We start from the raw sequence: 24,837 nt of genomic DNA, 5'->3' as shown, positions 1-24,837 counted from the left end.
AAAAGTGCCGGGCCGCAGAACCGTAATTCGGTCGGGAAGCCCCTCGGGGGCCGCATCACGCCTGATGCTCATCCACGGGAATCGTCGCCGGTGCCAGACAGATACCCTGGTTGTTGCAGGCTTGGACACGCATGACGATGCGGTCTCCCTTCTCGACGACGAGCCGATGCACAGGGATGCGTGTGCCGTCCTCGTAGACCAGAATATCGGTGCCATCGATCGTGATGCCGCTGCTCGTGCCCGCCGGGTAATCTGCCTGTACCTCGCGCTGAGCTCCATCGCGTTCGACGAGCACGGTGGAAGCGATTAGGTTGTCCAGAGAGGCCGGGTTGGCGTTGACGTGCCAATCGCGCCCGATGTGCAAGGTAATGACGCCGTCTTGCCCCGCCATCGCAAGAGACGCTTTGACGTGGGTGGATGAGTTGGCAAAGCCTGTGAAGGCCGCCGCGCCGCTCGCGGGCGAATCGGCTGGCCCAAAGAACCTGTTCCACGTAAGTGCGGCAGCGCTCGCAAGGATAATGACAGCAGCAAGCGCACCCAGCCCGTATCGGTATCGACGATTCATCATGAATTCCCCCGTAATCCCGCCTTGTTTATTGCCTGCACCAGGCTTGCGCTGGTGAACAGGCCGGAAAGGGTCTGCGTTTTTTGCCCCTTTCCATCAAGCACCACGGCAAATGGCAGGCCCACGCCGCCGTACGAGGCAAGCAAGCGTTCAAGTGTCGGGTTCGGGTGCGTGAGATCCACCCGCAGAGCGACAGTCCCGGTGCGCCGCAAGGCGGCCACGACACCTCGATCCTCATACACGGTTTTCTCCAGCACTTTGCAGTTGATGCACCACTGTGCGGTGAATTCCACCAACGCCGGACGGCCGAGCGTGGGTAGCGTCACGACGTCAGCGGCGCGCAGGGGTTGCCAGGCGATGGTGGTTCCCGCCGACTGTCCCAGACCCGAGCCAAGATACGCGAAGGTGATGGCCGTTGCGCCCACCAGGAGTGCCGCCGTGCGTGCACCGCGGTCCGTCGTGCGCCAGAGTGCGACAGCCACCCAAGTGAGTACGGCGACAAAAAGAGCTGCCCACAGCGGAGTTCCCCACGTGGCCGGCAGTACGCTTTGCGCATAAAAGAGCGCGGCGGCGAGCAGCAGCCAGCCAAAGCTTTGCTGAATGACTTCGCTCCAGGCGCCCGCGCGTGGCAGTCGTTTGAGCAGGCTGGGACGCAGAATGAGCACCACGTAGGGTGCGGCAAGGCCCAGGCCGATCGCAACAAAAATGGCGACGATATTGGCAAGCGGTTGCGTCAGCGCAAAGACCAGAACGCCGCCCAGGAGCGGCCCCGTGCAAGGGGTAGAGAGGAGTGCGCTCACCAACCCTGAGAGGAAAGGCTCGAGTAACCTTCCGCCGCGCAGTGTCGCGAGCGCATTGGGCAACGGCAGGCTGCGTCCCGAGAAATTCATGATTGCCAGGGCTGCGAGCAGAACGCTCAAGGCGATCAACAGCGGTCGCGATTGAAAAAGCACGCCCCAGCGCCACTGCAGCAAAGCGGTGGCCAGGCCCAGCGCAGCAAAGAAGAGCACCGATCCGGCGGTAAAGAGTGCCGCGGACGCTAGGCGTACCGCCTTGCGCTCGCCCGCTTCCCGAAGGACTGCCCGCACTTTGAGTGGAACAGCGGGCAACACACACGGCGTAAGGTTCAGCAGCAACCCGGCTCCGGCGGCGAGCAGGGTTTCCAGAATCAACAGAGAATCCATGTTTCGTGCCTCAGGCTGGCAGGCGCGAAGCCTTGACGTTGTAGTCGCGCATGAGGCCTGCGGCCGCGTGCTCCAGCATGTGGCACTGATAGGCGTAGGTGCCTGTGAAGTCGGCAAACCGCATGATGAGCCGCACGCGCTCGCCGGGCATTACAAGTATCGTATCAAGCCAACCCTCGTCCATGTAGCCATCCACAACGCCGGCATCTTTGGGGCTGTCGATGCGTTCGAGCACCTGAAACTGCAGGCCGTGCAGATGAATGGCGTGCGCCATCATCCGATTATTAGCGAATTCCCATATCTCGCTCGTACCCAGTTGTACGACTTCATCGGGGGCCACGGTATCCATTTCAAAACTACGGCCATTGAATCCCCATTGCATGTGGCCCATCGTGATCCGGAAGGTTCTTGGGTCGTGGAGGTTGACGGTGTCTTCCGCACGCAGGCGCTGAAAGCGCGATAGTTGCTTGGGAAGCTGGAGTACGTCGTCCACTTTGCGTGTGATATGGGCGGTGAGGATGGGAAACTCTGCGCCGTCAGCCAACGGCGAACCTCCCATCATTCCGCCCATCATGCCGCTATCGCCCATCATGTCCATCATGCTGCTGAAGGACTGGCTCATCAGGGTGGGCTTTGCACCCACCGCATCGTGACTGAAGTCCGCCCAGAGTTCGATACGCTGGCCTGGGGTGAGCATGACGTAGTCCTTGCGAACGGGCTCGCTCAGCAGCCCGCCGTCGGAGGCAATGATCGTAAGGGGTCGACCGTCTTGCCAGGCGAGCTTATAGGTGCGGGCGTTGGAGGCGTTAAGCACTCGCATCCGGTAGGCGTGCGTGGCCAGTTCCAGTGGGGCGGACGGGCGTCCGTTGACAAATAAGGTATCGCCAAAGAACCCCATCATGCGCGTCATCATGCCGTCCATACCGCCCGACATCATGCCGCCCATCATGTCTTGACCTCCCATCATCCCGTGATGGCTGTGAGGTTCGTCATCTGGCTGTCGTTTGTGCGATGCGGCGGGGCCCGTTCCCGGCAGGTAATACAGCTGGTTATCCCGCCCCCAGGCGCGGTCCTGGATGACGATGGGCAAGTCGTATTCGCCACGAGGCAGCGCAAGCGCCGCCTCCTCGTCGTCGCTGACCAGCAGCAGCCCCGCAAGTCCGAAGTAGACCTGCTCGGGCGTGCGGCCGGCCGCCATGGCGTGATACCAGTAGGTTCCCGCCCGGTCGACCACCTGAAACTCATAACGGTAGCGTTTGCCAGGCGCAACCTCGTAACGCGGCAGCCCCATCATGTTCGCGGGCACATGCAAGCCATGCCAGTTGACGATGCTCGCGTGGTCGATCTGGTTGACGAAGTCGATGCGCAACTTCTGGCCCCGATACACACGCAGGGTGGGCCCCAGGGTGCTGTCCGGGTGCGCCAGTACGCTCGCCGGATCGCCCTTTATCACCTTGGCTTCGTAGGACCATGCGGTGGTAGTCGATCCCGGGCGCAGCACCACACTTCGTGGGCGTGCCGTCAATTCAATTGCGAGGTCCGGTTCGAAAGCGTCGCTGTCTTGGGCGTGCGCCGGTATCAGTGGCAACCCGGCCAGCAACGACATGACGGTAAGCCCGGCACCACCCAGGAAATTCCTGCGGCTGAGGTATTCGGGCCTTTTCATTGTGATCCTTCTCGGGCATTGATCACAGACGCGGATGCTTTGGCCATCACAGAGCCCTTGAGGCAATGGCTTGGTTGTCTGTGGCCGAAGGTTCTGATGGATCGTCAGGTGCAGCCACCGGCGTCGCCTGCACCGATTCCGCGGGCTGCTGTGAGGCCTTGTTCTCGCTGGAGCAACTTGAACTGCTGTGGCCCATCATCTTCATGCACACCCCCATCATGAGAGCGCAGGGAAGTACGGAAAGCAGTATGGCACCCACTCCGGTCGCAGCCAGCGAACTCAAGCTTCCGGATGAGACTAATGCGATGGCCGCGCCCAGCGCAATACCGATCCAGAACCGGTATCGCATAATTCGCTGCCCAAGACGGGAGGATTGCGCCCAGCGGGGCGCGCTATTCATCACAAATGTTTTCATCGTTTTCTCCGTATGTCGAGCCAGGTGCGTGGCCGCAATGTGAATAGCGGCCAGCAGGAGCACCTGCTTAAGCTATCTGTTGGATTGATTTCAGGTCGCGTTCCGCCCGTTGGTGTTACGGGTGAGCACAACCGAGGGGCTTGCTCAGCAAGTGGCAAGCTCGCGGCTGAGAATCAAATTCGATAACAACAGTTGCGAATCGATATGGAGGGAGAAGTGGCCCGGAATCGGCCTAGAGAGGAGTAAGGGACTTGTTGGGCCAACAGGCCGCCGTAACCTGAAAAAGACATTGAAGACCACGGGTTCAGCGCGGCTACCGGTATCTTCAGGATCCTGATGGCGGGCGCGACTTCAGCACTCGTACGCGCCTGCGCAGAACAGAGAGCCGGTTGTGCTGTATCTAAATATCCGCAGCCCGGCTGCATATTGGCACTACCGGACAGGCTCGATGCCATGCCCGTGGTCGATGCCATTCCTGCGGCATTCGGGCATGCGTAAGCTGCGACAGCCAGTTGCATGAACAGCAGGCTGAAGGTTGCCACCACGGCGACCAGAATCCGTTGTTTTATGCTAGTTGGGCTCATTTTTACATTTCACATTGGTGCATGCTTCACTACTAGCATACACCCACTCAGGCTTCGAGTTATGCCTACACAGGCAGGGGAGTACGGTAAAGCTTGACACGGGGGGAAGGTCAATCAACCGTTACCATCGCTATAAAAATTTCGTGGCTTCATCCTTTCGTGATGGTGAATTTTAACGCTACGTATCCATCGCCGGCGACCATGTCGGTTGCCACCTGTCCTATGTCGGTGCCGGCGTGTGCTCCAACTTCATCGAGGCTTATGGTGTTGCCCGGTTTCCTTGCGGCAAAGGCCGGGAATAATCGCGGGCGCCCGGGATATGGCGGCACCGCCCAACGGCGTATTATTACTGTTATGCAAATCGCATGAACTCAGCGGAGCTATCATGAATCCGAAAAAATATGCGGCCATCGCATCATTTGGTCTCGCGGTGGCGTTAAGCGCTACACCACCATCCGCCATCGCCGCCAACGCTACCGCCAATGGGATTGCGGAAGTCTTCAATCACGCAATTACGAACGATCCGGGTAAATCCCTGATTGCAGTCGAGGTGAACTACAAGCCCGGTGAAAAATCGCCTCCCCATTGGCACTCGAAATCGGCATTTATCATGGCGTACGTGGTATCGGGTTCAATCCGTAGCCAGGTCGAGGGCGAGCCGGTGCATGTCTATAAAGCGGGACAAACTTGGTACGAGAATCCGGGGGCCCACCATATCATCAGCGAGAATGCCAGCAAGACCCAACCAGCCAGGCTGCTGGCCGTTTTTTTGGTCAACACGAAACACGACGCTCTGACCACATTCGATAAATGAATGCAATGCCATTAACCAGGGGCTTTCAATTGTGGGCCTTTCGTGGGCAGTGTGTCGGTCCATGCCGTTACGCTGCTGCCACGACGTTTGTATCCAACCGTTCATCCTTGCAATTAATGTGATGGACTCACTCTTCGAATAGCCTCCCGGGGGCGCCACGGCTCTCCTGACGGCAACACAGGAACCAAGAGGGGGCAGCTAGGTGGCTGCCCCCTCTTGCACTAAGTGCGGCGGAACGGCTTGACTTAGGCGCCGGTATAGAAGCTTTGTAGGTATGCGATTTCTTGCGCACTCATCGACTTCAGCTCCTGTTGAACTTCAGTACGAGACTTTGCCTGTTCGGTACTGAGCGCAAGGCGGGTTCCGGTTTCTTCTCCCTGGCGGGTGCTCCACGAAGGGTCAGCTTTTGCTTGAGCGAGCTCTTGCAATACCTGCGTACGGCTCTTCGGGTTGGATTGAGCTATGACTTCCGTGCCGCCTTGTTCACTATTGTTCGGGATCCAGTAAGCAAAGCTGGTGGCGGGAATTGCAAATGCCGCAGTGAGCAGAGCGGCAAGGTATTTGGTGCGAAGAGACATGGTTCATTCCTTTAAGAAAGAGGGTGGTTATCAGCGTAGAGGTTGATTTTCCAGCGCCGCGCCAGTCCTTCTGGCGATGGATCCACTGTAAGCTCTGGGCACCAACAGACCGATGACGCCGGCATGACAATTACGTCATCTACATCGATCTATCGTCATAAACAATTCTCATTGTTTCGATGGGACGTTAGCCAGGATCTTCGTCTGCTTGTGCGTGGTGACTATCGCCGATCCACCAGAGAGAGGCGTGTCGTCAAATCGAACTACATCCCCGATTGCCGCCGGACCTCTGCCTTGTATTCCGGGCCATTGCGCAGTCGTACATATTCAGCGTATGCGGCCTTGTACTCGCGGCTAAAGGTATTGGGGCGGCTCCTCCTTGACCAGAACTTATCCAACCCCGCTTTTTTCCACAACGCAAGATCTGCGAGCACTTCCGCACGGGTCTTGGATTTTCCAGAAGAATCGGCCGTGTTCAATGATGTCGCTGCCCCGGCGTTGACTGTTGGCGTCAGCGGCTGTGCTCGGGCCGTCATAGTTGCCGCGCCCAGCAGCAATGCTGCGGAAAGACTGGTTTTCAGATTTCTCATTTTTCACCTCGAGAATTTAAGGATTCATGCGATTCTTCGCATAAATCCATTCTAGAAAAGCAGTCATGACAATTGACTAATGCGTGGATTATTTTTTTGTCATCTTCACCGACCCTAAGTCCGCTTCACGTTCCGAATCTGCCTTCCCAGCCGTCTGGAATTTTTGGGATCCAGAAGGTTTCCCGTAAAACGTCGTGGCGTGAGCTCTCAGCAATAGAAAACTGAATCGTCCAGCGCTGAAATTCCCACATTACAAATTTGTAATTTCCCCGTCATCGGACCGACACTCCCGCTTCGCTAAAGTGCGACTGATCGCTTCATGCCGCGCCGGCGTATTGGCCAGCCTGAAGCGTTGAAATCACACAATTGACAGGATATGCACCCGTGAAACGATCAACCGCGCCAGCCGTCCCCGCACCGATCTTGCCTCGCCGCCGTTTTGTTCAAGGGCTGGCGGCCGGTGGCGTACTACTGGGCCTGTCGCCCTATACTCGGGCCGCCGGAATGCATTCGGAAGGAACAAGAACCGGCTCAGCGGCTGTGTTGAGCGGGACGGAGTTCAATCTTGAGATCGGCGAATCGCCCGTCAATTTCACCGGCAACCCGCGCATGGCGACCACGGTGAATGGCTCTCTTCCGGCGCCGACATTGCGTTGGCGCGAAGGCGACACAGTCACGATCCGTGTGAGGAATCGTCTGAAGGAAGCGACATCCATCCATTGGCACGGCATCATCCTGCCGTTTCAAATGGATGGTGTGCCCGGGATCAGTTTTACGGGAATCGCTCCGGGTGAAACGTTCACGTACCGCTTCAAAGTACAGCAAAGCGGCACCTATTGGTACCACTCGCACTCGGGTATGCAAGAAGCCACCGGCGTCTATGGGGCGATCATCATCGATCCCGCGCAATCCAACCCCATACGCGCGGATCGGGAGTACGTGGTGCAGTTGTCCGACTGGACCGATGAAGACCCAATGCGGGTCTTGGCCAAGCTGAAGATGCAGGGTGACTACTACAACTATAACCAGCCCACCGCTGTTGATTTCTTCCAGGATGCCTCCCGAATGGGGCTGAAGGCGGCGATTGACAAGCGCAAGATGTGGAATGAGATGCGTATGAATCCGACGGACCTAGCCGATCTCTCGGCGAACGTGTTGACCTACCTGATGAACGGCACCACGCCCGCAGGCAACTGGACGGGGCTGTTTCGACCGGGAGAGCGTGTTCGGTTGCGTTTTATCAATGGCGCCGCCAATACCTTCTACGACGTACGTATCCCGGGTCTTCAGTTGACCGTGGTTCAAGCCGATGGCGTGAATGTGGAGCCGGTGACGGTTGACGAGTTCCGATTCGGGCCCGGTGAAACCTATGACGTGCTGGTGCGGCCGAAGGACGGCGCTTATACCGTTTACGCGCAAGCCATGGATCGCACGGGCTACGCGCGAGGTACGCTGGCGGCGCGCGCCGGTCTTGAAGCACCCGTACCTTCGCTCGACCCTGTGGAATGGCTGACCATGGCCGACATGATGGGGGCCATGGGCGGACGCATGGCAGGAATGAGCCATGGCCCGGCCGTAAAGTCTCCCATGGGTGCCATGAGCCATGGCGGCATGGGCGCGATGAACCACGGCAGTATGGTGGGTATGGAACACGACGGCATGCAGGGCATGAATCACGCGGGCATGGCCGGGATGGACCATGGCGCCGTGGCGGCGGCGGGCGCCAGTATGCAGGTGCGCCATGCCAGGACCGAGTACGACGCAAGCACCGATATGCGGGTCGACATGCCTCGCACCAAGCTGGACGATCCGGGTATCGGACTACGCAATAATGGTCGGCGTGCGCTCACACTCTCCGATTTACATACCATCGGTGGCCCGATGGATCCTCGAGGCGCAGAACGTGAAATCGAACTTCATCTGACAGGAAACATGGAACGCTATGCATGGTCGTTCGATGGCGTGGAATATGGAAAATCGACCCCGGTGCATTTCCGTTACGGTGAACGAGTCCGAGTCATATTGCACAACGACACCATGATGACGCATCCCATGCACCTGCACGGCATGTGGAGTGAGCTGGAAGCGCCCGACGGGCGGTTCCAGGCCAGGCGCCACACAATTCCCATCCAGTCGGCTCAGCGCATCAGCTTCCTTGTGACCGCTGACGCTCTTGGGCGCTGGGCGTGGCATTGTCATCTGATGCTGCATATGGATTCAGGGATGTTCCGCGAAGTGGTGGTGGCATGAAGACAGCTTACAACACGTCAGGCACCCCGATCATGAGCAATCAACTGAAGAAGAAATTCCTCGCCATGGCAATCGCCACAGTAGGTACGATGCCCTGGTCCGCCTATGCGCAGACGAATATGGAGCATGCCGGCCACACGGTGGAAACATCGGGAACCAGTACGCCAGCGAAATCCTCAGGCACGAGTCATGGTTCGATGTCCATGCCCGGAATGGATGATGGCTCCATGGATATGTCAGGGATGGATCATGGCTCCATGGACATGTCGGGCATGAGCCATGGATCGAAGGGCATGTCTGGCATGGGCCATGAGCCTGAGAAAATGGGGAGGCAGGACCATGGCACCATGAATATGCGTAAACAGCAGCCTGATTCAAGCAAATCCTCCTCATCCATGCCAGGAATGGCTCACGGTCAATCGGGTGCCAGTGCGCCTCGTGCTCACGACATGGGTGCGATGAATCGCAGCGGCGGCGAAATGGATCACGGTGACATGCGAATGCAAGGGGGCTCGGCTCCGCCTGACGCCCGCGATCCGAACGCCTATTCCGAAGGCTACGTGCGCAATGCGGGCAAGTATGCGTTGCCGCCTTCAGAGGAACTGGTCATGTCGGACATGCATAACTTCGGGTCCATCTACTTCGACCGACTGGAGTACGTCAGGGCGCGAGGCGAGGAATGGATGGCCTATGAAGGCGAAGCCTGGTATGGCAGTACCTACAACCGCGCAGTGATCAAGGCTGAAGGCGAAGTCGCCAGCGGAAAACTACAGGATTCCAAGACACAACTGCTGTGGCGTCACGCGGTTTCGACTTTCTGGGATACGGAATTGGGTGCCCGCTTCGACCATGGCCAGGGAGAGCCGAACCGAGAGTGGCTGGCGTTCGGCTTCAAAGGACTGGCACCCTATTGGTTTGACGTGGATGCCACCGCTTATGTCGGCCCAGGCGGACGGACGGCTCTGTGGTTGAAGGCCGAATACGACATTTTGCTTACTCAAAAACTCTATCTTCAGCCGAGCGTAGAGGTGAACCTCTATGGCAAAGACGATGAGCGCAGGGGTATCGGCAGTGGCCTCACGGATGGCACTGCGGGCTTGCGCCTCAAGTACGAAGTCACGCGCCAGTTCGTTCCCTATGTCGGCGTGGAGTGGTCCAGCAAATTTGGGAAAACAGCGAATTACGTCCAAGCGGCGGGCGAAGCCAAACAGGAGACCCGCTTCGTGGCTGGTTTGAGTTTTCGCTTTTGATGTAGCCCTTTCATTTGGGTGGCTTGAATCGGCCACCTGCTCAATCAAATCCCAGGAGAGTATTCATGTTGAAAAAGACCCTTTCTATTCTGACTTTGAGCGTCTTGCCCGCTCTCGCATTGGCTTCGGGTAACCACGCTGGAGGGCACGCAACGCCGGCGCACGGCATGCCAGGCCACGATATGTCCACCATGTCGAACGCGCCTTCGCCAGTAGGTCAGCCTGGCGATCCGGCCAAAGTCACCCGCACCATCGAGGTGACGATGGATGACAGCATGCGATTCACGCCCAGCGAGATTCAGGTGAAAGCGGGGGAAACCGTCCGATTGTTCATCAAGAACAAGGGGAATATTCCCCATGAAATGGTGATCGGTTCCATTGCCGATCTGAAAACCCATGCGGCAGAGATGCGGAAAATGCCAGGTATGAAGCATGCGGAACCAAATATGATCACATTGGCTCCAGGCAAGATGGGCGGCTTGGTGTGGAAGTTCGATCAGGCGGGCACTGTCGATTTTGCCTGCCTGGTCCCTGGCCACATGGAGGCCGGAATGGTTGGCAAAGTCAAGGTAAGCTGATCTGCCACATGGGCATGCTGCAGAAGAAGCTGATCTTCGGGGTGGCCGGCGCCATTATACTCGGCGTCGCTACTATCTTTTATGGCTCGATACAGCAGTCCGGCCCTGGATTCATAGATCCGGCGGATCGGACGCTCGTGATACAAGGGAAGGCTATCTACGCGACCAACTGTGCGGCCTGCCATGGCGCATCGCTGCAAGGGCAACCGAACTGGCGTCAGCGTCTGCCCAATGGTAGGTTGCCAGCCCCGCCTCACGACAAGACAGGCCATACGTGGCACCATCCCGATGCGATACTTATCGATATCGTGAAGAATGGGCTCGTTCCGGGAAGGACTGCGCCCTCTGACTATGTGAGCGACATGCCTGCATTCGGTGGCTCCTTATCCGATGAGGAGGTTATTGCGGTACTCACTTATATCAAGAGTGCTTGGCCTCCTAAAGTGCTGCAGGCGCAAAAAGAAGTCACATTGCAGCGGCATTCGGGCATGCGTAAGCTGCGACAGCCAGTTGCATGAACAGCAGACCGATTACCGTCGCCACAGCAACTAGAATCCGTTTTGTGCTATGTGTCCTCATTTATGTGTCATATTGGCGCGTCTCGCCGTTAGCATACAACTGCACAGGCCTCAAATCGCATCTGTATAGGCGTTGGCAACACTATAAAGCTTGACATGGGGGGAAGGTCAATCGGCTCTGGCCCTTTCCTTATTACCAAAATTTCGTGGCTTCTTCCCCGGTGATAGCGAATTGCGGCACTACGCATTTCGCTGTGTGTCCTTTGTCAGCCGACCATATTGGGGGCTGCTCGCGAAACGGAAAAATCGTACGCTAAGCCTTGCAAATCTCTGCGCTGTTCTCTGGGGCGGCATGGCAAGCGCAGTCTGAAAGCCCTTGCAGAATCCCGCACGATGCTGCGGCACGTGTCCCGGAGCATTTCTCGCGTAATGCAAGCAGGTTTCGCTTTAATTGCAACAACGCTTCGACGCGAACCTCCACCTGCCCGATATGCTTATCCAGCAGCGTATTGACCTCTCCGCAATCTTGCATCGGGGTGTCCCGGTAACTCAGTAGTTTCCGTACTTCGGTAAGCGTCATGTCGAGAGAACGGCAGTGGCGGATAAATTGCAGTCGTTCGACGTGGGCGTCGTCATACAGCCGGTAATTACCCCTGCTGCGCGTCGGCGGCGGTAACAGGTCCTCAGTTTCGTAATAGCGAATGGTAACGATCGGGCACCTCGTGCGCTTGGCTAGTTCGCCAATCCTGATGCTCATGGAATTGCCTCTCAAAGAAAGATATCTTGACTCTATAGTAACTATAGGGTTTCTAATCGACAACTACGCTGTCGATTTAAAGGAGAAGCCGCCATGGGCGCATGCAGTTCCGAGGGGTGCGGTTGCTCGGCTATAGCGACGCAGCCGTCCCAAGCGAAAACTTCCGGTAACGGAATGATTCAGACTCGGTATCGGATCGAGAACATGGATTGCCCGACCGAAGAAGCGCTGATCCGCGACAAACTGGCCGGGCTACCTGGGGTGGCGGAGCTGGAATTCAACTTGATGCAGCGCCTGCTAACGGTACGCCATGAGTTGCCGTCACTCGAGCCGGTTGAGAAAGCGTTGGCGGCCATTGGCATGCGAGCTAGTCAGGCGGATATCGAGCCAACTTTCCAAACTACAGTATTGGCGATTGCCAAGATGGATTGCCCGACCGAAGAAGCGCTGATACGGGGCAAGCTCGCCAGCATGGCTGGGGTGGCGTCGCTCGACTTCAACCTGGTGCGACGCACGTTGACGCTCAGCCACGCTGCCGATGCGCTGCCGCCTGTGCTCGCGGCCTTGCAATCGCTCGGTTTCGAGGCCGAGGTGCAGGAAGCTGCCTCATCGGCCAGCCCGCCCGCGCCTCAGCCCGCCAGTACGAACTGGTGGCCGCTGGGGGTGTCGGGCGTGTCGGCCATTCTGGCGGAAACTGTGTCCTGGTTCCACGGCAACCAGTGGGTGGTGGTCGCACTGGCGCTGGTTGCCATCTTCACGGGTGGTTTGCCCACCTATAAGAAGGGCTGGATCGCGCTAAGGAACCGCAATCTGAACATGAACGCCCTGATGTCGATTGCGGTCACCGGCGCGATGCTAATTGGCCATTGGCCGGAAGCGGCTATGGTGATGGTCCTGTTTGCACTGGCCGAAGTCATCGAGGCCAAATCACTTGACCGCGCTCGCAAGGCGATCCGAGGGCTTTTGGACCTCGCCCCGGAACGGGCCACCGTCCAGGCGGGTGACGGTAGTTGGGCCGATATTGATGCCAAAATGGTGGCCATAGGTAGCCGGGTACGCGTCAAACCCGGCGAGCGCATCGCTCTCGATGGCGAGGTGGTGCTGGGCCGCTCCTCGGTCAATCAGGCGCCCATCACGGGTGAGAGCCTGCCAGTCGAGAAGGCCGAGGGTGACGCGGTGTTCGCCGGTACCATCAACGAGGCCGGCTCCTTCGAGTATCGCGTCACGGCGCTCGCAAATAATTCCACCCTGGCGCGCGTCATTCATGCGGTAGAGGCCGCCCAGAGCAACCGTGCACCGACGCAGCGTTTCGTCGACCAGTTCGCCCGCCTGTACACACCCATCGTGTTTGCGGTGGCGCTGGCGGTGGCGCTTGTGCCGCCACTGCTGTTTGAGGCGCCGTGGCTGGCTTGGGTTTATAAGGCACTGGTCCTGCTGGTGATCGCGTGTCCCTGCGCCCTGGTCATCTCTACCCCGGTCAGCATTGTCAGTGGCCTGGCCGCCGCCGCCCGGCGCGGCATCCTCGTCAAGGGCGGGGTATATCTCGAACAGGGCCACAAGCTTAAATGGCTGGCGCTCGACAAGACCGGCACGATCACGCACGGCAAGCCGGCCCAGACCGACGTCGCGGCGTGGGGCGCCGCCGACCCGACTGCTTCCCGGATGCTCGCCGCGAGCCTGGCCGCACGTTCGGACCATCCGGTCTCTCAGGCCGTAGCGCTGGCCGCTCAGGCCGACGGGTTGGCGCTGCACGAAGTGAGCGACTTTGCCGCATTGCCCGGCCGTGGGGTACGCGGGCGCATTGATGGCGCGCTCTATCACTTGGGCAACCATCGTCTGGTGGAGGACCTGGGAGTCTGCTCCCCAGACTTGGAGGCGCGCCTCTCGACGCTTGAAGTCCAGGGCAAGACGGTGGTGATGTTAGTCGGCGAAAACCGTGTGGAAGCCTTGTTCGCAGTTGCTGACACGGTGAAGGAAAGCAGCCGAAGCGCCATTGCCGAGTTGCACAGATTGAACGTAAAAACGGTGATGTTGACCGGCGACAATCCCCACACTGCCGAGGCGATTGCCCGCCAGGTGGGCATCGATCGCGCCCGCGGCAGCCTGCTGCCGGAGGACAAGCTGCGTGCGGTGGAAGCGCTGCAGATGGAAACGATGGCCACGATGGGCGGCAAGATAGGCATGGTCGGCGACGGCATCAACGATGCGCCGGCGCTGGCGCGAGCCGATATCGGTTTCGCAATGGGCGCGGCGGGCACCGACACCGCCATCGAGACCGCCGACGTGGCACTGATGGACGACGACCTGCGCAAATTGCCCACATTTGTGCGACTGTCCCGCGCCACGGCCAGCGTATTGAAGCAGAACATCGCGCTGGCGCTTGGCATCAAGGTAGTGTTCCTGGTGTTGACCTTCACAGGTCAGGCCACTATGTGGATGGCGGTCTTCGCCGATATGGGCGCCAGCTTGCTGGTGGTTGGCAATGGGTTGCGGCTACTGCGAAAGTGACTGAGAGAGTATATCTATGGCCAGGGAAGTCGGAACCCCGCGCTGGCCAGCGGAGCAACCGTGAGGCCAAGCCGCTTCGCCTGAAAGACGGCGGGGGGCATCATGCAATGCCCGGTATCCGCCCCAATGAGCGAAGCTGCACAAGATACTGAGTATGGCGTCCAAGTGACAGCACTGCCCGAACTGGCCGATCTGGCGCGCGACGGCAGTCAACAGGCACGAGGCGAACTTCAGCGCAGGTTACCGCGCCAGATGAAAGAATTGATGGATTTGTACCTAGCCGCTTATGGTCAAGATCGCGCAGGAGCTATCGAAGCCTTAGGCGCTGACGTTGCCTGCTTGAAGGGCACTGTTTGATTTAGCGCCTTTCTCATCATTCTGGCTCACCCCGGCTAGGCCGGGGACAGGCTTTCGTGCGGAGCATCAAGCCTCGTTTCGAGTCTTGCCCCTTGCGGGCTTCAATCCCTTTCGGACGGTGCCGACTGGCACCGTCATTCAAACCCATTCAACGTTAGAGACGCGCTGCGGGCGCGTCTGTTGGCGCTCGCCGCGCAGCATGACAGCCGACTCGCTGGCCAGGTCAACGCATGCCACCAATCCCGTAAGTCCCTGCGCCCTAAACCGCCGACGTGTACCACTTCGCTCCTGCGCTGCGCGGGCTTTCGCGGCATAAACCGGTCGCTGCGCTCCCTATTTATTCCACGGTCCCGCTGCACTTGTCGCTGCATGGTCCAGATCGGCACGGGCTCAGGAACTCACAGGATCGGCGGCAAACAACCGCGAAGACAAGATCCAGCAATTCCAGTCATCACGGCCGGGCTAGAAATCTTCAGGCTCGGTGGCAGTGGAAACCTTTTTCAGGAGCGACAGCGATGCAACCAGAAAACAGCGTTCAGGCCCTCGGGTACGACGACATGAGCGACGCGCAAACCCTGTATGTGCGCAGCCCGAAAGGGCGCTACTGCGTGGCGAATGATTCGCAGGTACTCGCCGCCGCACGCGTTGCCGCCGAAAGCCTGATTCCTGATGGAGGGCTACTCGATATACCGGGACGAGTGAAAGCATTTTTTCAGGCCAAACTTTGCGGCCTGGGCCATGAATGCGCGGCAGTCGTGTATCTGAACACTCAATTGAAGGTGGTCGGCTACATCGAACACGCACACGGCACGCTGTCGCAAGCAAGCGTATATCCGCGCGAAATCGTGAAAACGGCCCTTCGGTTGAATGCCGGCGCACTGATTCTGTCGCATAACCATCCGTCAGGCTTGGCCGAGCCCAGCGGGGCCGATATTTCGCTGACGCGTCACCTCAAGCAAGCCCTTGCCTTGGTTGATGTGCGCTTGCTCGATCACATCGTTGTTACCGGACAGGCCAGCGTATCGCTTGCCGAACGCGGCCAGATATAAGACCCCATGCGCCGGGCGGCGTAAGACGCCCGGTATTAATCAACCCCATGAGCGGAGTACATACCATGAACCACTACGAACGGAAGCAAGCCGCACGCAAGGCCCGTTATGAAGCTAGTGCCGAACAGGCCCGTAGCGCCGCGCAATCGACGCATGCGCGTGCCGAGCAGATGGCTGCGGCTATCCCCTTCGGCCAACCAATCTTGATCGGACACCACAGCGAAAACCGAGACCGCAATTATCGGAAGCGGATTCATCACACCTATGGCAAGGCATACGAACTGGGGAACAAGGCCGATTACTACGCGCAGAAGGCCGCGACGGTGGGCACGGGTGGAATTTCAAGCGACGACCCGCAAGCCATCGCGAAACTTCGCACCCAGCTTGTCGCCTTGCGGGCTCGCCAGGACCTTATGAAAAAGGCCAATGCCAGTATCCGCCGCCACAAGGACGATGAGGCTGCCCAGATCGCCGCGCTGGCCGAGCTCGATGGCGTGACCGAGGACACGGCCCGCGAACTCGTGAAGCCTGACTTTGCAGGCCGCATAGGCTTTGCTTCTTACCAACTGAGCAACAACAACGCCAACATCCGCCGAATTGTCGCCCGAATCAAAGAATTGGAACGCATCGCAGAGCGCACCACGACTGAAAAAGCAGGCGATGGCTACACCTACCGCGAAGACCCCGAGGAAAACCGCGCCATGTTCCTATTTGACGGCAAACCTGCCAAGGACACGCGCGACACGCTCAAGAAAAACGGCTTTCGCTGGAGCCCGAGACGCGGCGCATGGGTGCGCCAATTAACCGGAAACGCCCAATGGGCAGCGCGGCGAGTCATCTGCGTACTGGACGCCGTCGAACAGGCATAAAAACCCCCAGCCTAGTGCAACCTAGGCGGGGGGGTACATCCCTACTCACCACATGAACGGAGTAATAGAAATGTCCCTCGATCTTACCAAACTTGCGCAGCAAATGCGCCAATGCGACGAACAGGGCAAGCCGTGCCGTTTGCCTGCCATGACAGTGCGTGAATTAGGCATTCTTGCCCGCTTGCTGCATGGCCCCGCCGCCTCGACTCTGATCCACTGATACTGAGCAAATAGGAGTACCCATCATGACCAATACCATCATCGAACTGGATCCCGCCAAACTGATTGTGTCGGTACGCTACCAGGCGCGTAAAACACCCGGCCAGCAACCCTTGCCCGAGTTGGCCGACTCCATCGCCGCCCAGGGATTGTTACAAAATCTTGTGGTTGCCAAAGCGAAGAAGCGCGGCATGTATGAAGTCGTCGCCGGGGGCCGGCGCTTGCAGGCCATCGAATTGCTCAGGGCCGATGGGCGATGGCCCGAGGGGCAGCGGGTTCATGCCCTGCTAGTCGAGGGCAACAGCGCCTTTGAAGCGTCCATTACCGAAAACGTCCAGCGTGAGGCTATGCACCCAGCCGATGAATTTGAGGCGTTTGCTGCGCTGATTGAACAGGGCAGGTCCATTGAGGACGTGGCCGCGCGTTTCGCCGTCAGCCCCCTGGTTGTGAAGCGGCGTATGCGGCTGGCCGGTGTGGCCTCGGAACTGATCGACGCCTACCGCGTCGGTGAAATGTCGCTTGAAGTCTTGATGGCCTTTACCATAACCGATGACCAGCAGCGCCAGCGCGACGCATGGGTGGGCCTGTCCGAGTGGGAACGGCGCAACGCACACATCGTGCGCAACCGTCTGGCCGCCGACGAGTTGACCGCCGCCGATGGTGTGGTGCATTTTGTCGGGCTGGACGCCTACCGTGCAGCCGGTGGGCGCTGCTATCAGGATTTATTCGCCCAGGCCGACGATGGGCGCGGCACCTACGTGCAGGATCGCACCCTGATTGAAACGCTGGCGCTGGACAAGCTGGGCGCAGCCGCCCAAACCGTGCGGACCGAGGGCTGGGCCTGGGTTGATGTGTGCATTGATGTGGATAACGGGCTGTTGAGCCGTTTCGGGCGCGTCTGGCCCGAGGCTCGGCACCTGACCGAGGCGGAGCAATCCCGCCTGGATGACCTGACCGTGCAGCGCGCCGCCATCCACGAAAAAATGGATGCCGTGGCCGACGATGACGACGACACCGAGTGGCTCGATTTAGACCAGCAATCGGACGAATTGGGCGCGCACATCGAAAATATCCATGACGCCGCCAAACAATGGCCCTCTGACATGATGGGAGTGGCCGGGGCCATTGTGACTATTGGCTTTGATGGGATCGAGAAAATACACCGTGGCTTGATTCGCCCCGAGCATCGTCAGGGCGCGGTCCAGGCGTCCAAAGGTGAAGCGGGCGGGGCAGGTGCGCATGTATCACTTCCGCAAGCTAAAACCCGGCCCATGCACTCTGAACGCCTAGTGCGCCAGTTGACAGCAAATAAGGTCGGTATCGTCGCTGCCGAGCTGGCTGCGAAACCCGGGATTGCTTTGGCCGCACTGGTTGCATCACTTGTGCGCAAGATGATGATTGGGGGCTACTACGGTGGCGAGAGCTTTGGCATAGGGATTTCGATCCAGCAAGAGGCGTTGGAACAGAACGCGCCCGACTTTGCCCAAAGCAGGGCGGGCATGGAGCTAGCCCGAATTCAACAACACTGGATAGACCTGTTGCCAAAGGGCGAACATGGCGACACCGGCGATGTGATGCAATGGGCGCTTGCCCAGGACGCTGCAACCCTGCTCGATCTGTTGGCCTATCTGGTTGCTTCCAGCGTCCAGGGCATACGGCATCAGGAAAATTCGGCATCAACGGCGCTTGATGAGCTTGCCGCAATTGCCGATGTCGATCCTGCCCGCTGGTGGGAACCTAGCGCCGAGAGCTACCTGTCACACGTATCGAAGGGTCGCATTATTGATGTAGTGGCTGAGGGTGTGAGCAAGGAAGCCGCCGTGCCGCTTGCCAAGATGAAAAAGGCTGAAGCCGTGTTGGCCGCACAGCAAGCACTAGTTGGGCGTGGCTGGCTCCCAGAAATTCTGCACATCCGAACTGAATAAATGGCATCACGCAAGCCCCCAAGATTGATAGCTGGCTATCGCCAGCTCTTAACCCCACTCGGTATCTGAGTGGGGTTTTCTACCGATCTCTTCATGACAAAGCCATGCCCAATAGGCCGATGAATCGACAGTGTGGCATTGATCCCAGGCGTTGCCTGGGTCCCTACAATGGGACGTTGCATGGCCCTTAACCGGGCCATGCTGCAGCCTTCAATTCCCCAAATTCGCTGTCTGCTCATTTGTGGCCTTAAAAGCTACACACATGACGCACCCCTGACGGGGTGAAGAAAGACATTGTGGATCAAGCGTTTGACGGGATATTGCTGATTCTTCCGATGTAGGACGAATAGAGCAACAGAATTACGCAGGCCCTTGATCCGGTGGGAAGAATAGCGGCCACACCTGTAGCCGAATGGCGCGTAGACATTCTGGGTGGGGCAAGAAATTCCATTTCATAGACACTCCGGATACGTCACGGATACATGCAGGATGCACAGACAAGACGGTGTGGCAGCAGATTCGAGACAGACTAATGGCATGTTGGCTGCATTTTGATGGCATCCAGTGGGCATCCGGCAGACGGTTTGAATGCAGAAGAGCGTCAACTGATTTCCATTGAAGTTTCCGTCTTTTGTTCCAGAGTTGCATCTACCCCGTGCGGGGGCAGGGCGGGGCTTTCGACCTGAGCCTGGGCAAGGTCATGCGCCAGCCCCTTGACTCGGAGCCGATCCACCCGCTCGGGCAGCTTGCTGGCATCATCCGTGAACACCACAACTTCATGCCGCTCGCGCGAGATGCTGACGTAGTAGGTATCTTGGGCTGTGGTGCGGCTGAAGCTTTCAGCGTTGTACAGCACCCGGTCGCAGGTCAGGCCTTGGGCACTGTGTGCTGTGGTGGTGTAGGCATAGTCCAGGTGCAGCGGCCGATCGGTGGGCAGGGTAATCTGCCGACCACCGCTCTCTATGGTGACGGTGGCGGCTTCGATGGCAACCACCTTGGCCAGTTGGCCGTTCACCAGATCATGCTGGGCGTCGTTACGGGTCATACGAACCTGGTCGCCCACGGATAGCTCAGATTCATTCAAGTGATACACCGAAAGCTTACCCATGGCCCTGGGAATGATCTCGATGGGTGTCTGCCTTGACGAGCCTGCAGGGCCTGATTGAATGGGCTCCACGGTGATCCGATCATGCCGAGGGATGCCGGCCACACGGTATAGTTCGCCGCGTTTCAGGCCACACTGATAATCGCGTTCGGGCACGACGATGTCGCCCACGGTGTAATAGCGGGCCACGCTGCGTTCGGCCCGCGTGGTGTCGTGACGAGCCAGTAGTTGGCAGCGGCGGCCCTTGCCTTCCAGGCCGCACAGGGTGTGGATGCGAGCATTGATGGCCTGGCGTGAGGCGTTGGTGCCAGTGACTACGATGGTACTGGCCTGCTGGTCGGCGGGCAGCTTCGCATAGGCCTGAGCGATAGCGTGGTACCGCGCCGAGCTGTCGCGGGCCTTATGGCCATGCTCATCGACATTGAACTGATCCGGGACGGTCAGAACCTGGTCCAGCAGCGGCAGGGATCGGCTGGCCTGGCCGCCGGCTGCCAACTGCACGGCTTGGCGCAGGCGTTCATACCGCTGCCGCTGGATGTCTCCCATGAGTACGGTCTTCATGCCGTGTTCCTGCAGCATGGCAAAGGAGCGGCCCGCCTCGATGGCTTTGGTCTGGGCTGTATCGCCCAGTAGCACCACCTTCGCTCCGGTGGGCTGGATGAGCGCCAGGAGCTTGTTCATCTGGCGCACGGGTACGACCCCGGCCTCGTCGATCACCACCACGGTCTGTGGGCCTAGTTGGCCGGTGAAAGGTCGCTTGTTGCGCGCGGCAAGCACCGAGGCCACGGTATTGGCGGGCACGCCGTCCTTGCGCAGATTCCTCACCATGCCGCCATAGGGGGCTAGTGCCACCAGCTTCTGGCCCTGCTGCTTCAGGATAGTCTGGGCATTTTGTAGCGCAAAAGATTTGCCGGTACCGGCCAGACCCTGGATGCCGCTGATTTGATCCCTGTCGCTGGCAATGAGTATCACGGCCTCGCGCTGGCCTGGGGTCAGACGGGAATCCAATCCGGCTTCCGTCACGGAGCTGGTGATGGAAACCTGCCAGGCCCCACGACCCTGTTGTTCAGCGGCCAGGATGCGCGATTCCACCTCATAGGCCTTGCGCGTGGCATAGCGGGGGCTTTCCATGAGCAAACGCCCTTCGGCTATCGCCTGATCCACCAGTTGTCGTGCGGATTCGTGCGACAACCCACGCAGGCGCACAACTTCGGCCGCCCATCCGTCGCGGGTCATGGGCGCGGCCTTCATGTCCTGGGTGCTGCGATAGTGCGGCGCTTCCTGAATGAGCATCCCAGCTTGTACGCAAGCCCGAATGGCCGACTGGATGGCTGAGACATCCGCATGCCCGCCGGCATGGCGCACGGCGCTTTGTAGGAGAGCGGCCAGTGGCATTACGGATTCGCGTTCGGCGAGGTGCTGGATGGCCCAGTCTAGAGAAGCCTGGGCTACCAAGCCGGACGGCTTCCCTGCGTCACGCTGTGGTTGAACCACTGCTTGTAGGCAACTTTGGTCGAACCGCATGCCGATGGCAGCAGCCGCTGCACGCCATTCTTGCTGCAATTCTGCCCGGCTAAAGTCCTGGGACTTGTTCTGCCTGTGAGCGAGGGTAATGCCTTGGCGTAGGCCGTGCGAGGCTTTCTTGCGGGTGGTGCCGCGTGCGGTCAGCTCCGCCGTGATGCGAGCGCTGCGCTTGCTGAAGAATTCGATCTGTTCTCGGCTGATGTGAGCGAGTTCGATATGGTTCTTCTCATGGCGCACGATGTAGCCCAACGCCTGGACATTGCGCTCCAGCGCCGCCTGGTAGATGGAATCGGTCACCCGCAACAACTGAAAAATCTGCTCGTTGGACAGAGCTACCCAACTGCCGTCTGTCCGCTGGGTCAGATTCATCAGTAATGCGTGTACATGCAGATGCGGATCCGGTGCAGCGTCTTCCGTGGGTCGGGCGGTTTCATGGCGAAACTTGGCGATGATGAGATTGCCCGTATGTTCCACCCGCGATTTGCCGCCTTCCTTGCGCCGGCCCATGGCCAGGTGCTGTTCAACATAGGTAAGCGCGATGGCCACGGCATCGTCGTTGGCCTGGACCAGGCGTGAGTCGCCACCGATCAGGGCCTGTAGGGTAATGCTTTTGGGCGCACCAAAGGTCAGATCCAGTGCCGCGCGGGCTTTGGCATCCTTGCGCACCGATTGGCTGGCCGTGATGTCATGGCCAAAATCACCCTGTAGCATGGCTTTGAATCGGGCCGGATCGATTTCGCCGACCGCGCCCAGGCGTCTAGCACCGTCTCCTTGCCAGGTCGCGGCGCCACCATCTCGGCTGTAATAGTCGTCGGCTTGGTCGGCGTAATAGTGGGTGGCGAGGGCCGCACGGGCCCTATAGATCTGGCTGTGCGAGATCATGGGTGCTCCGGGATGTGGGGGTGGTAAAAAAGGCCAGTAGGCAGCATGCCAATACTGGCTATAGGGGTCGCTGATAAGGGGACTGTACAGATTAATTCACAGGATCTGTGGATGGCTTCTAATGACCGGTTTTGTTGAAAAACTCGATGATCAGCACCGCGGGGCTGTTTGCAGGGGTACTTCAACCATTGCCGAGGTCGCGATCGTTGATCCTGAGCTAATCTGAAAGGTCAAATTTCGAGTAGAGGCAAGCGTGAGCGCTGGACCGAGTTTTTCAACAGAATCGACCCGAAGCGGACCGTTCCGGCCATAATGCTTTCAAGCGCCACTAAGTCTGCCTCCCGGGCCTAAATCTGATGCATATATCGCTGATCGGAACTGTCCACGCCGAAAGTGGACGCGCCAACTTGGCGGAATTGCGGACGATTCTTGAACGTCTTCGGCCTGACGTCATCTTTGCTGAAATTCCCACTGCCAATCTTGCTGACTATCTCGATGGCTCTCACGGCAATCTCGAGTCTGCTGCCGTTGCCCTCTATCGCAAGCGCTGTCCAGTTGACGTTGTACCTGTGGACTTGGAAAAACCAAGCGACGAGTTCTTCAGAAAATCTGAGGAGATGTTCAAAAAGGTCGAAAGGACGAGCTCTGTATACCGCCGCCTGGTGGACCAGAATAGCCTCGACACGCGAGATCACGGTTTTCCGTACCTTAATAGCGATCGCTGCGCCCAAGCATGGGCAGCCATCTACGACGAGGTGCGTGCAACCGTTGAATGGATCGGCGACGCCGGATTGCGGCAGATTTACGCTCTATGGTGCGAGACAAATGACCATCGCGAGACGGGGATACTGGAGAACATCAATGGCTATTGCATCCGCTGCGCACTCTCTCGTGGAGTGCTTCTCGTTGGCGCTGGACACAGGAAAGCCATAGTGAAGAAGAGGCAGGAGCAACGAGGCGTCGGTGCACCAGGAGTCTCATGGAACCTCGAAAGTTCTCTGGATTAGGGGTGTGAGGAAATGTCTGTCTCTGGCCGGTTGAGGTCAAATTGCATGCTGAAATGCGGCCGCCTTATTGCCATATATCTGAAATGGGATTCTGACCCTCGTCACTGGTAAATCCCCTGCCAGCGCGACATACCCCTCCAACATCGGTAACGCCTGAATTTGCGCTCCCGTCACAATATCCTCCACCGTCCGGTCCATATTGTCCGACGTGTTCCTATGGTCCGCGCTCCGGCTAACGCTGTATTTTGGCCGTTCTACCTCATGCTTGCCAAGGCTTTCGCTCATGTCCCTCGCGGTCTGCGGATCGGTGCGAGACCCGCCCAACACCACCAGGTTGCGAAAACTCGCCCGGATGGTGGTTGCCATCGTCCTGCCGTACAGGTGTTCAAGCTGAGATGTGCTCTGTAGGCCCGCGACGATGCGCAACCCATTCTTGCGGCCTTTAGTCAGGCCAGATTCCAGTGAGGGCAGGGCTTCCAGGCTAGCCAATTCATCAATGAACAGCCACCACCGCCTGCCGGTGCCTTCGGGCATGGACAGGATCGAGGTGATGAAGACATCCGCCCAGGAGGACACCAGTGGCCGCATGGAACTCATCATGTCTTCGCGCCAGTTGATGTACAGGTTGCCGCCGTCTCGTTGATCCAGCCAATCTCGGATGGAAAAGGCCCCAGGCTTCATGCCGGTGTGTTCTGACAGCTTGTTCGAGAGCACAAACCGTGCAGACGACAGTGCCTTGCTGGCCTCGCTAGATCCCACAAACAGGGATTCTGCCAAAGTGCCTTCCAGAAACTGCTTCAAGACCTTGGGGTCCTCAATGGTGCACAGGCGAAATAGATCCATGATATTGGCCTCGTTGCCTTGCAACTGGTGGAGTTTCTTGGCGGTTTCGCGTAGCAGCAGACGGCCGAAGTCATTCCATTCTTCGGCGTTCTTGTCCTGGCTCATAGGCACCATTGAGTGTGCCAGGCGCTTCCAGTCATAGTCGGCTCGCACTTCGTTGAAAAAGGACCAGCCCTCGCTCCGGGCGTCGTAGGGATTTAGAATCACATCGCCCGGCTGCCAGAATTTGCTCAGCAGGTCGCCGTTGGGGTCGATGACGATCATGCGGTCATTGCGCACAGGCGTTCGGCCTGGTAGGTGGATCTGCGTGCCACCGCGCGATCGGGCAAGGACAGAGGCGGCCATGTTGCGTAACAGGACGGATTTACCAGATCCCGTGGCACCGCTCACCAGCAGGTGCAGGTTTTCGTTTGCAACGGGCATGGGAATGCCTGCCACGTCGACTTGCTGCTTGCCGCGTTCTTCGCACAGGCGGGCCAGGTGCTTGGCCGTGGTCATGCGGGTGCCGCGGATGAAGCGCTTGTAGGCGGCACCCTCGAAGCCTTCCGTCTTGGCGGTGCGGCCGATAAAGAGGATCAGCGCCAGGGAAAGCGCCAAGCCGATGCCAAGCGCACCATAAAGCAGCGGATAGCTGGGGGTGAGTTTGACGAAGTACCAGGCTGTGCGGCGGTTCCAGTCCCGCCAGGCCATGTTGCTGCCATAAGTGGCGGCGGCCATCCACGTGCCGACCGGAAAAATTACTAGGGAAATGGCGGCGATGCGCCGTCGGGTGATGGGCGAGATCAAGGTAGACATGGGAT

General features: G+C 58.7%; 22 protein-coding genes. 12 read left to right on the top strand and 10 right to left on the bottom strand.

Annotation, left to right across the window (positions count from 1 at the left end; translation table 11 throughout):
- Nucleotides 1-55: 55 nt before the first annotated feature.
- The 5 genes from CEY11_RS02140 to CEY11_RS02120 all read right to left on the bottom strand — a co-directional run bounded on the left by CEY11_RS02140 (nucleotide 56) and on the right by CEY11_RS02120 (nucleotide 4,414).
- Nucleotides 56-568 carry a protein-disulfide reductase DsbD family protein gene (locus tag CEY11_RS02140; RefSeq protein WP_088601717.1) on the bottom strand — a complete coding sequence of 171 codons (513 nt, stop codon included), beginning with the start codon at nucleotides 566-568 and terminating at the stop codon, nucleotides 56-58.
- Nucleotides 565-1,749, bottom strand: a complete 1,185-nt coding sequence (locus CEY11_RS02135) for a protein-disulfide reductase DsbD family protein (RefSeq protein ID WP_088601716.1) — start codon at nucleotides 1,747-1,749, stop codon at nucleotides 565-567. The genes CEY11_RS02140 and CEY11_RS02135 overlap by 4 nt, the downstream gene beginning before the upstream one ends.
- 10 nt (nucleotides 1,750-1,759) lie before the next feature.
- On the bottom strand, nucleotides 1,760-3,415 hold the full coding sequence (locus CEY11_RS02130) for a multicopper oxidase family protein (RefSeq protein WP_088601715.1): 1,656 nt from the start codon (nucleotides 3,413-3,415) through the stop codon (nucleotides 1,760-1,762).
- A gap of 46 nt (nucleotides 3,416-3,461) precedes the next feature.
- Nucleotides 3,462-3,830 (bottom strand): hypothetical protein, encoded by a 369-nt coding sequence (locus CEY11_RS24975; RefSeq protein ID WP_143322657.1) that lies wholly within the window; start codon nucleotides 3,828-3,830, stop codon nucleotides 3,462-3,464.
- Nucleotides 3,831-4,003: 173 nt separating this feature from the next.
- Nucleotides 4,004-4,414: a hypothetical protein gene (locus tag CEY11_RS02120; RefSeq protein ID WP_088601713.1), complete on the bottom strand. Its 411-nt coding sequence runs from the start codon at nucleotides 4,412-4,414 to the stop codon at nucleotides 4,004-4,006.
- Nucleotides 4,415-4,799: 385 nt separating this feature from the next.
- Here CEY11_RS02120 and CEY11_RS02115 point away from each other — a divergent pair, with 385 nt between their 5' ends.
- The gene (locus CEY11_RS02115; protein WP_088601712.1) at nucleotides 4,800-5,228 is read left to right on the top strand and encodes a cupin domain-containing protein; all 429 of its coding nucleotides are present in this window, start codon (nucleotides 4,800-4,802) and stop codon (nucleotides 5,226-5,228) included.
- Between the two features lie 245 nt (nucleotides 5,229-5,473).
- On the opposite strand, the gene CEY11_RS02110 is transcribed toward CEY11_RS02115, so the two are convergent.
- Both CEY11_RS02110 and CEY11_RS02105 read right to left on the bottom strand, forming a co-directional pair.
- The gene (locus tag CEY11_RS02110; RefSeq protein ID WP_088601711.1) at nucleotides 5,474-5,806 is read right to left on the bottom strand and encodes a DUF4148 domain-containing protein; all 333 of its coding nucleotides are present in this window, start codon (nucleotides 5,804-5,806) and stop codon (nucleotides 5,474-5,476) included.
- A 263-nt stretch (nucleotides 5,807-6,069) separates the two neighbouring features.
- Nucleotides 6,070-6,396, bottom strand: coding sequence for a DUF4148 domain-containing protein (locus CEY11_RS02105; protein WP_088601710.1), 327 nt, complete (start codon nucleotides 6,394-6,396; stop codon nucleotides 6,070-6,072).
- Between the two features lie 384 nt (nucleotides 6,397-6,780).
- Between CEY11_RS02105 and CEY11_RS02100 the strand changes: the two genes are divergently transcribed.
- The 4 genes from CEY11_RS02100 (at nucleotide 6,781) to CEY11_RS02085 (ending at nucleotide 10,992) form a co-directional block, all read left to right on the top strand.
- Nucleotides 6,781-8,646: a copper resistance system multicopper oxidase gene (locus CEY11_RS02100; protein ID WP_088601709.1), complete on the top strand. Its 1,866-nt coding sequence runs from the start codon at nucleotides 6,781-6,783 to the stop codon at nucleotides 8,644-8,646.
- Between the two features lie 32 nt (nucleotides 8,647-8,678).
- Nucleotides 8,679-9,896 carry a copper resistance protein B gene (locus CEY11_RS02095; protein ID WP_198958816.1) on the top strand — a complete coding sequence of 406 codons (1,218 nt, stop codon included), beginning with the start codon at nucleotides 8,679-8,681 and terminating at the stop codon, nucleotides 9,894-9,896.
- A 65-nt stretch (nucleotides 9,897-9,961) separates the two neighbouring features.
- A complete protein-coding gene (locus CEY11_RS02090) occupies nucleotides 9,962-10,474 on the top strand; it encodes a cupredoxin domain-containing protein (protein ID WP_088601708.1) in 513 nt (170 codons plus the stop codon).
- A gap of 8 nt (nucleotides 10,475-10,482) precedes the next feature.
- Complete coding sequence (locus CEY11_RS02085; RefSeq protein WP_088601707.1) at nucleotides 10,483-10,992, top strand: c-type cytochrome; 510 nt, start codon at nucleotides 10,483-10,485, stop codon at nucleotides 10,990-10,992.
- A gap of 313 nt (nucleotides 10,993-11,305) precedes the next feature.
- On the opposite strand, the gene cadR is transcribed toward CEY11_RS02085, so the two are convergent.
- Entirely contained in the window at nucleotides 11,306-11,749 is a 444-nt protein-coding gene (gene cadR / locus CEY11_RS02080) for a Cd(II)/Pb(II)-responsive transcriptional regulator (protein ID WP_088601706.1), read from the bottom strand.
- 93 nt (nucleotides 11,750-11,842) lie between these two features.
- On the opposite strand from cadR, the gene CEY11_RS02075 reads away from it, so the two are divergent.
- The 6 genes from CEY11_RS02075 (at nucleotide 11,843) to CEY11_RS02060 (ending at nucleotide 18,676) form a co-directional block, all read left to right on the top strand.
- Nucleotides 11,843-14,257: a heavy metal translocating P-type ATPase gene (locus CEY11_RS02075; RefSeq protein WP_088601705.1), complete on the top strand. Its 2,415-nt coding sequence runs from the start codon at nucleotides 11,843-11,845 to the stop codon at nucleotides 14,255-14,257.
- Between the two features lie 126 nt (nucleotides 14,258-14,383).
- Complete coding sequence (locus tag CEY11_RS24970; RefSeq protein ID WP_143322655.1) at nucleotides 14,384-14,614, top strand: hypothetical protein; 231 nt, start codon at nucleotides 14,384-14,386, stop codon at nucleotides 14,612-14,614.
- A 515-nt stretch (nucleotides 14,615-15,129) separates the two neighbouring features.
- Nucleotides 15,130-15,663, top strand: a complete 534-nt coding sequence (locus tag CEY11_RS02070) for a JAB domain-containing protein (protein WP_088601704.1) — start codon at nucleotides 15,130-15,132, stop codon at nucleotides 15,661-15,663.
- 65 nt (nucleotides 15,664-15,728) lie between these two features.
- Nucleotides 15,729-16,532: a DUF3560 domain-containing protein gene (locus tag CEY11_RS02065; RefSeq protein WP_088601703.1), complete on the top strand. Its 804-nt coding sequence runs from the start codon at nucleotides 15,729-15,731 to the stop codon at nucleotides 16,530-16,532.
- Nucleotides 16,533-16,602: 70 nt separating this feature from the next.
- Nucleotides 16,603-16,752, top strand: coding sequence for a hypothetical protein (locus tag CEY11_RS25500; RefSeq protein WP_198958815.1), 150 nt, complete (start codon nucleotides 16,603-16,605; stop codon nucleotides 16,750-16,752).
- 25 nt (nucleotides 16,753-16,777) lie between these two features.
- Nucleotides 16,778-18,676 (top strand): ParB/RepB/Spo0J family partition protein, encoded by a 1,899-nt coding sequence (locus CEY11_RS02060; protein WP_088601702.1) that lies wholly within the window; start codon nucleotides 16,778-16,780, stop codon nucleotides 18,674-18,676.
- A gap of 601 nt (nucleotides 18,677-19,277) precedes the next feature.
- On the opposite strand, the gene mobF is transcribed toward CEY11_RS02060, so the two are convergent.
- A complete protein-coding gene (mobF, locus tag CEY11_RS02055; protein ID WP_088601701.1) occupies nucleotides 19,278-22,187 on the bottom strand; it encodes a MobF family relaxase in 2,910 nt (969 codons plus the stop codon).
- A gap of 356 nt (nucleotides 22,188-22,543) precedes the next feature.
- Here mobF and CEY11_RS02050 point away from each other — a divergent pair, with 356 nt between their 5' ends.
- A complete protein-coding gene (locus CEY11_RS02050) occupies nucleotides 22,544-23,194 on the top strand; it encodes a hypothetical protein (protein ID WP_088601700.1) in 651 nt (216 codons plus the stop codon).
- Nucleotides 23,195-23,230: 36 nt separating this feature from the next.
- Here CEY11_RS02050 and CEY11_RS02045 read toward each other — a convergent pair whose 3' ends face one another.
- Nucleotides 23,231-24,832 (bottom strand): type IV secretion system DNA-binding domain-containing protein, encoded by a 1,602-nt coding sequence (locus CEY11_RS02045; RefSeq protein ID WP_088601699.1) that lies wholly within the window; start codon nucleotides 24,830-24,832, stop codon nucleotides 23,231-23,233.
- Nucleotides 24,833-24,837 lie beyond the last annotated feature (5 nt).

The organism is Candidimonas nitroreducens (genome assembly GCF_002209565.1).
Lineage (GTDB): Bacteria > Pseudomonadota > Gammaproteobacteria > Burkholderiales > Burkholderiaceae_B > Candidimonas > Candidimonas nitroreducens.
The sequence above is the reverse complement of the archived record's forward strand: the minus strand, read 5'-3'. Positions and strand labels throughout refer to the sequence as shown.

Coding starts and splice junctions, on each gene's coding strand:
- CEY11_RS02060 (WP_088601702.1), top strand. CDS start 16,778: ATGACCAATACCATCATCGAACTGGATCCCGCCAAACTGATTGTGTCG.
- CEY11_RS24970 (WP_143322655.1), top strand. CDS start 14,384: ATGAGCGAAGCTGCACAAGATACTGAGTATGGCGTCCAAGTGACAGCA.
- CEY11_RS02115 (WP_088601712.1), top strand. CDS start 4,800: ATGAATCCGAAAAAATATGCGGCCATCGCATCATTTGGTCTCGCGGTG.
- CEY11_RS25500 (WP_198958815.1), top strand. CDS start 16,603: ATGTCCCTCGATCTTACCAAACTTGCGCAGCAAATGCGCCAATGCGAC.
- mobF (WP_088601701.1), bottom strand. CDS start 22,187: ATGATCTCGCACAGCCAGATCTATAGGGCCCGTGCGGCCCTCGCCACC.
- CEY11_RS02105 (WP_088601710.1), bottom strand. CDS start 6,396: ATGAGAAATCTGAAAACCAGTCTTTCCGCAGCATTGCTGCTGGGCGCG.
- CEY11_RS02135 (WP_088601716.1), bottom strand. CDS start 1,749: ATGGATTCTCTGTTGATTCTGGAAACCCTGCTCGCCGCCGGAGCCGGG.
- CEY11_RS02120 (WP_088601713.1), bottom strand. CDS start 4,414: ATGAGCCCAACTAGCATAAAACAACGGATTCTGGTCGCCGTGGTGGCA.
- CEY11_RS02065 (WP_088601703.1), top strand. CDS start 15,729: ATGAACCACTACGAACGGAAGCAAGCCGCACGCAAGGCCCGTTATGAA.
- CEY11_RS02090 (WP_088601708.1), top strand. CDS start 9,962: ATGTTGAAAAAGACCCTTTCTATTCTGACTTTGAGCGTCTTGCCCGCT.
- CEY11_RS02070 (WP_088601704.1), top strand. CDS start 15,130: ATGCAACCAGAAAACAGCGTTCAGGCCCTCGGGTACGACGACATGAGC.
- CEY11_RS02085 (WP_088601707.1), top strand. CDS start 10,483: ATGGGCATGCTGCAGAAGAAGCTGATCTTCGGGGTGGCCGGCGCCATT.
- CEY11_RS02050 (WP_088601700.1), top strand. CDS start 22,544: ATGCATATATCGCTGATCGGAACTGTCCACGCCGAAAGTGGACGCGCC.
- CEY11_RS02095 (WP_198958816.1), top strand. CDS start 8,679: ATGAGCAATCAACTGAAGAAGAAATTCCTCGCCATGGCAATCGCCACA.
- CEY11_RS02075 (WP_088601705.1), top strand. CDS start 11,843: ATGGGCGCATGCAGTTCCGAGGGGTGCGGTTGCTCGGCTATAGCGACG.
- CEY11_RS02130 (WP_088601715.1), bottom strand. CDS start 3,415: ATGAAAAGGCCCGAATACCTCAGCCGCAGGAATTTCCTGGGTGGTGCC.
- CEY11_RS02140 (WP_088601717.1), bottom strand. CDS start 568: ATGATGAATCGTCGATACCGATACGGGCTGGGTGCGCTTGCTGCTGTC.
- CEY11_RS24975 (WP_143322657.1), bottom strand. CDS start 3,830: ATGAAAACATTTGTGATGAATAGCGCGCCCCGCTGGGCGCAATCCTCC.
- cadR (WP_088601706.1), bottom strand. CDS start 11,749: ATGAGCATCAGGATTGGCGAACTAGCCAAGCGCACGAGGTGCCCGATC.
- CEY11_RS02110 (WP_088601711.1), bottom strand. CDS start 5,806: ATGTCTCTTCGCACCAAATACCTTGCCGCTCTGCTCACTGCGGCATTT.
- CEY11_RS02045 (WP_088601699.1), bottom strand. CDS start 24,832: ATGTCTACCTTGATCTCGCCCATCACCCGACGGCGCATCGCCGCCATT.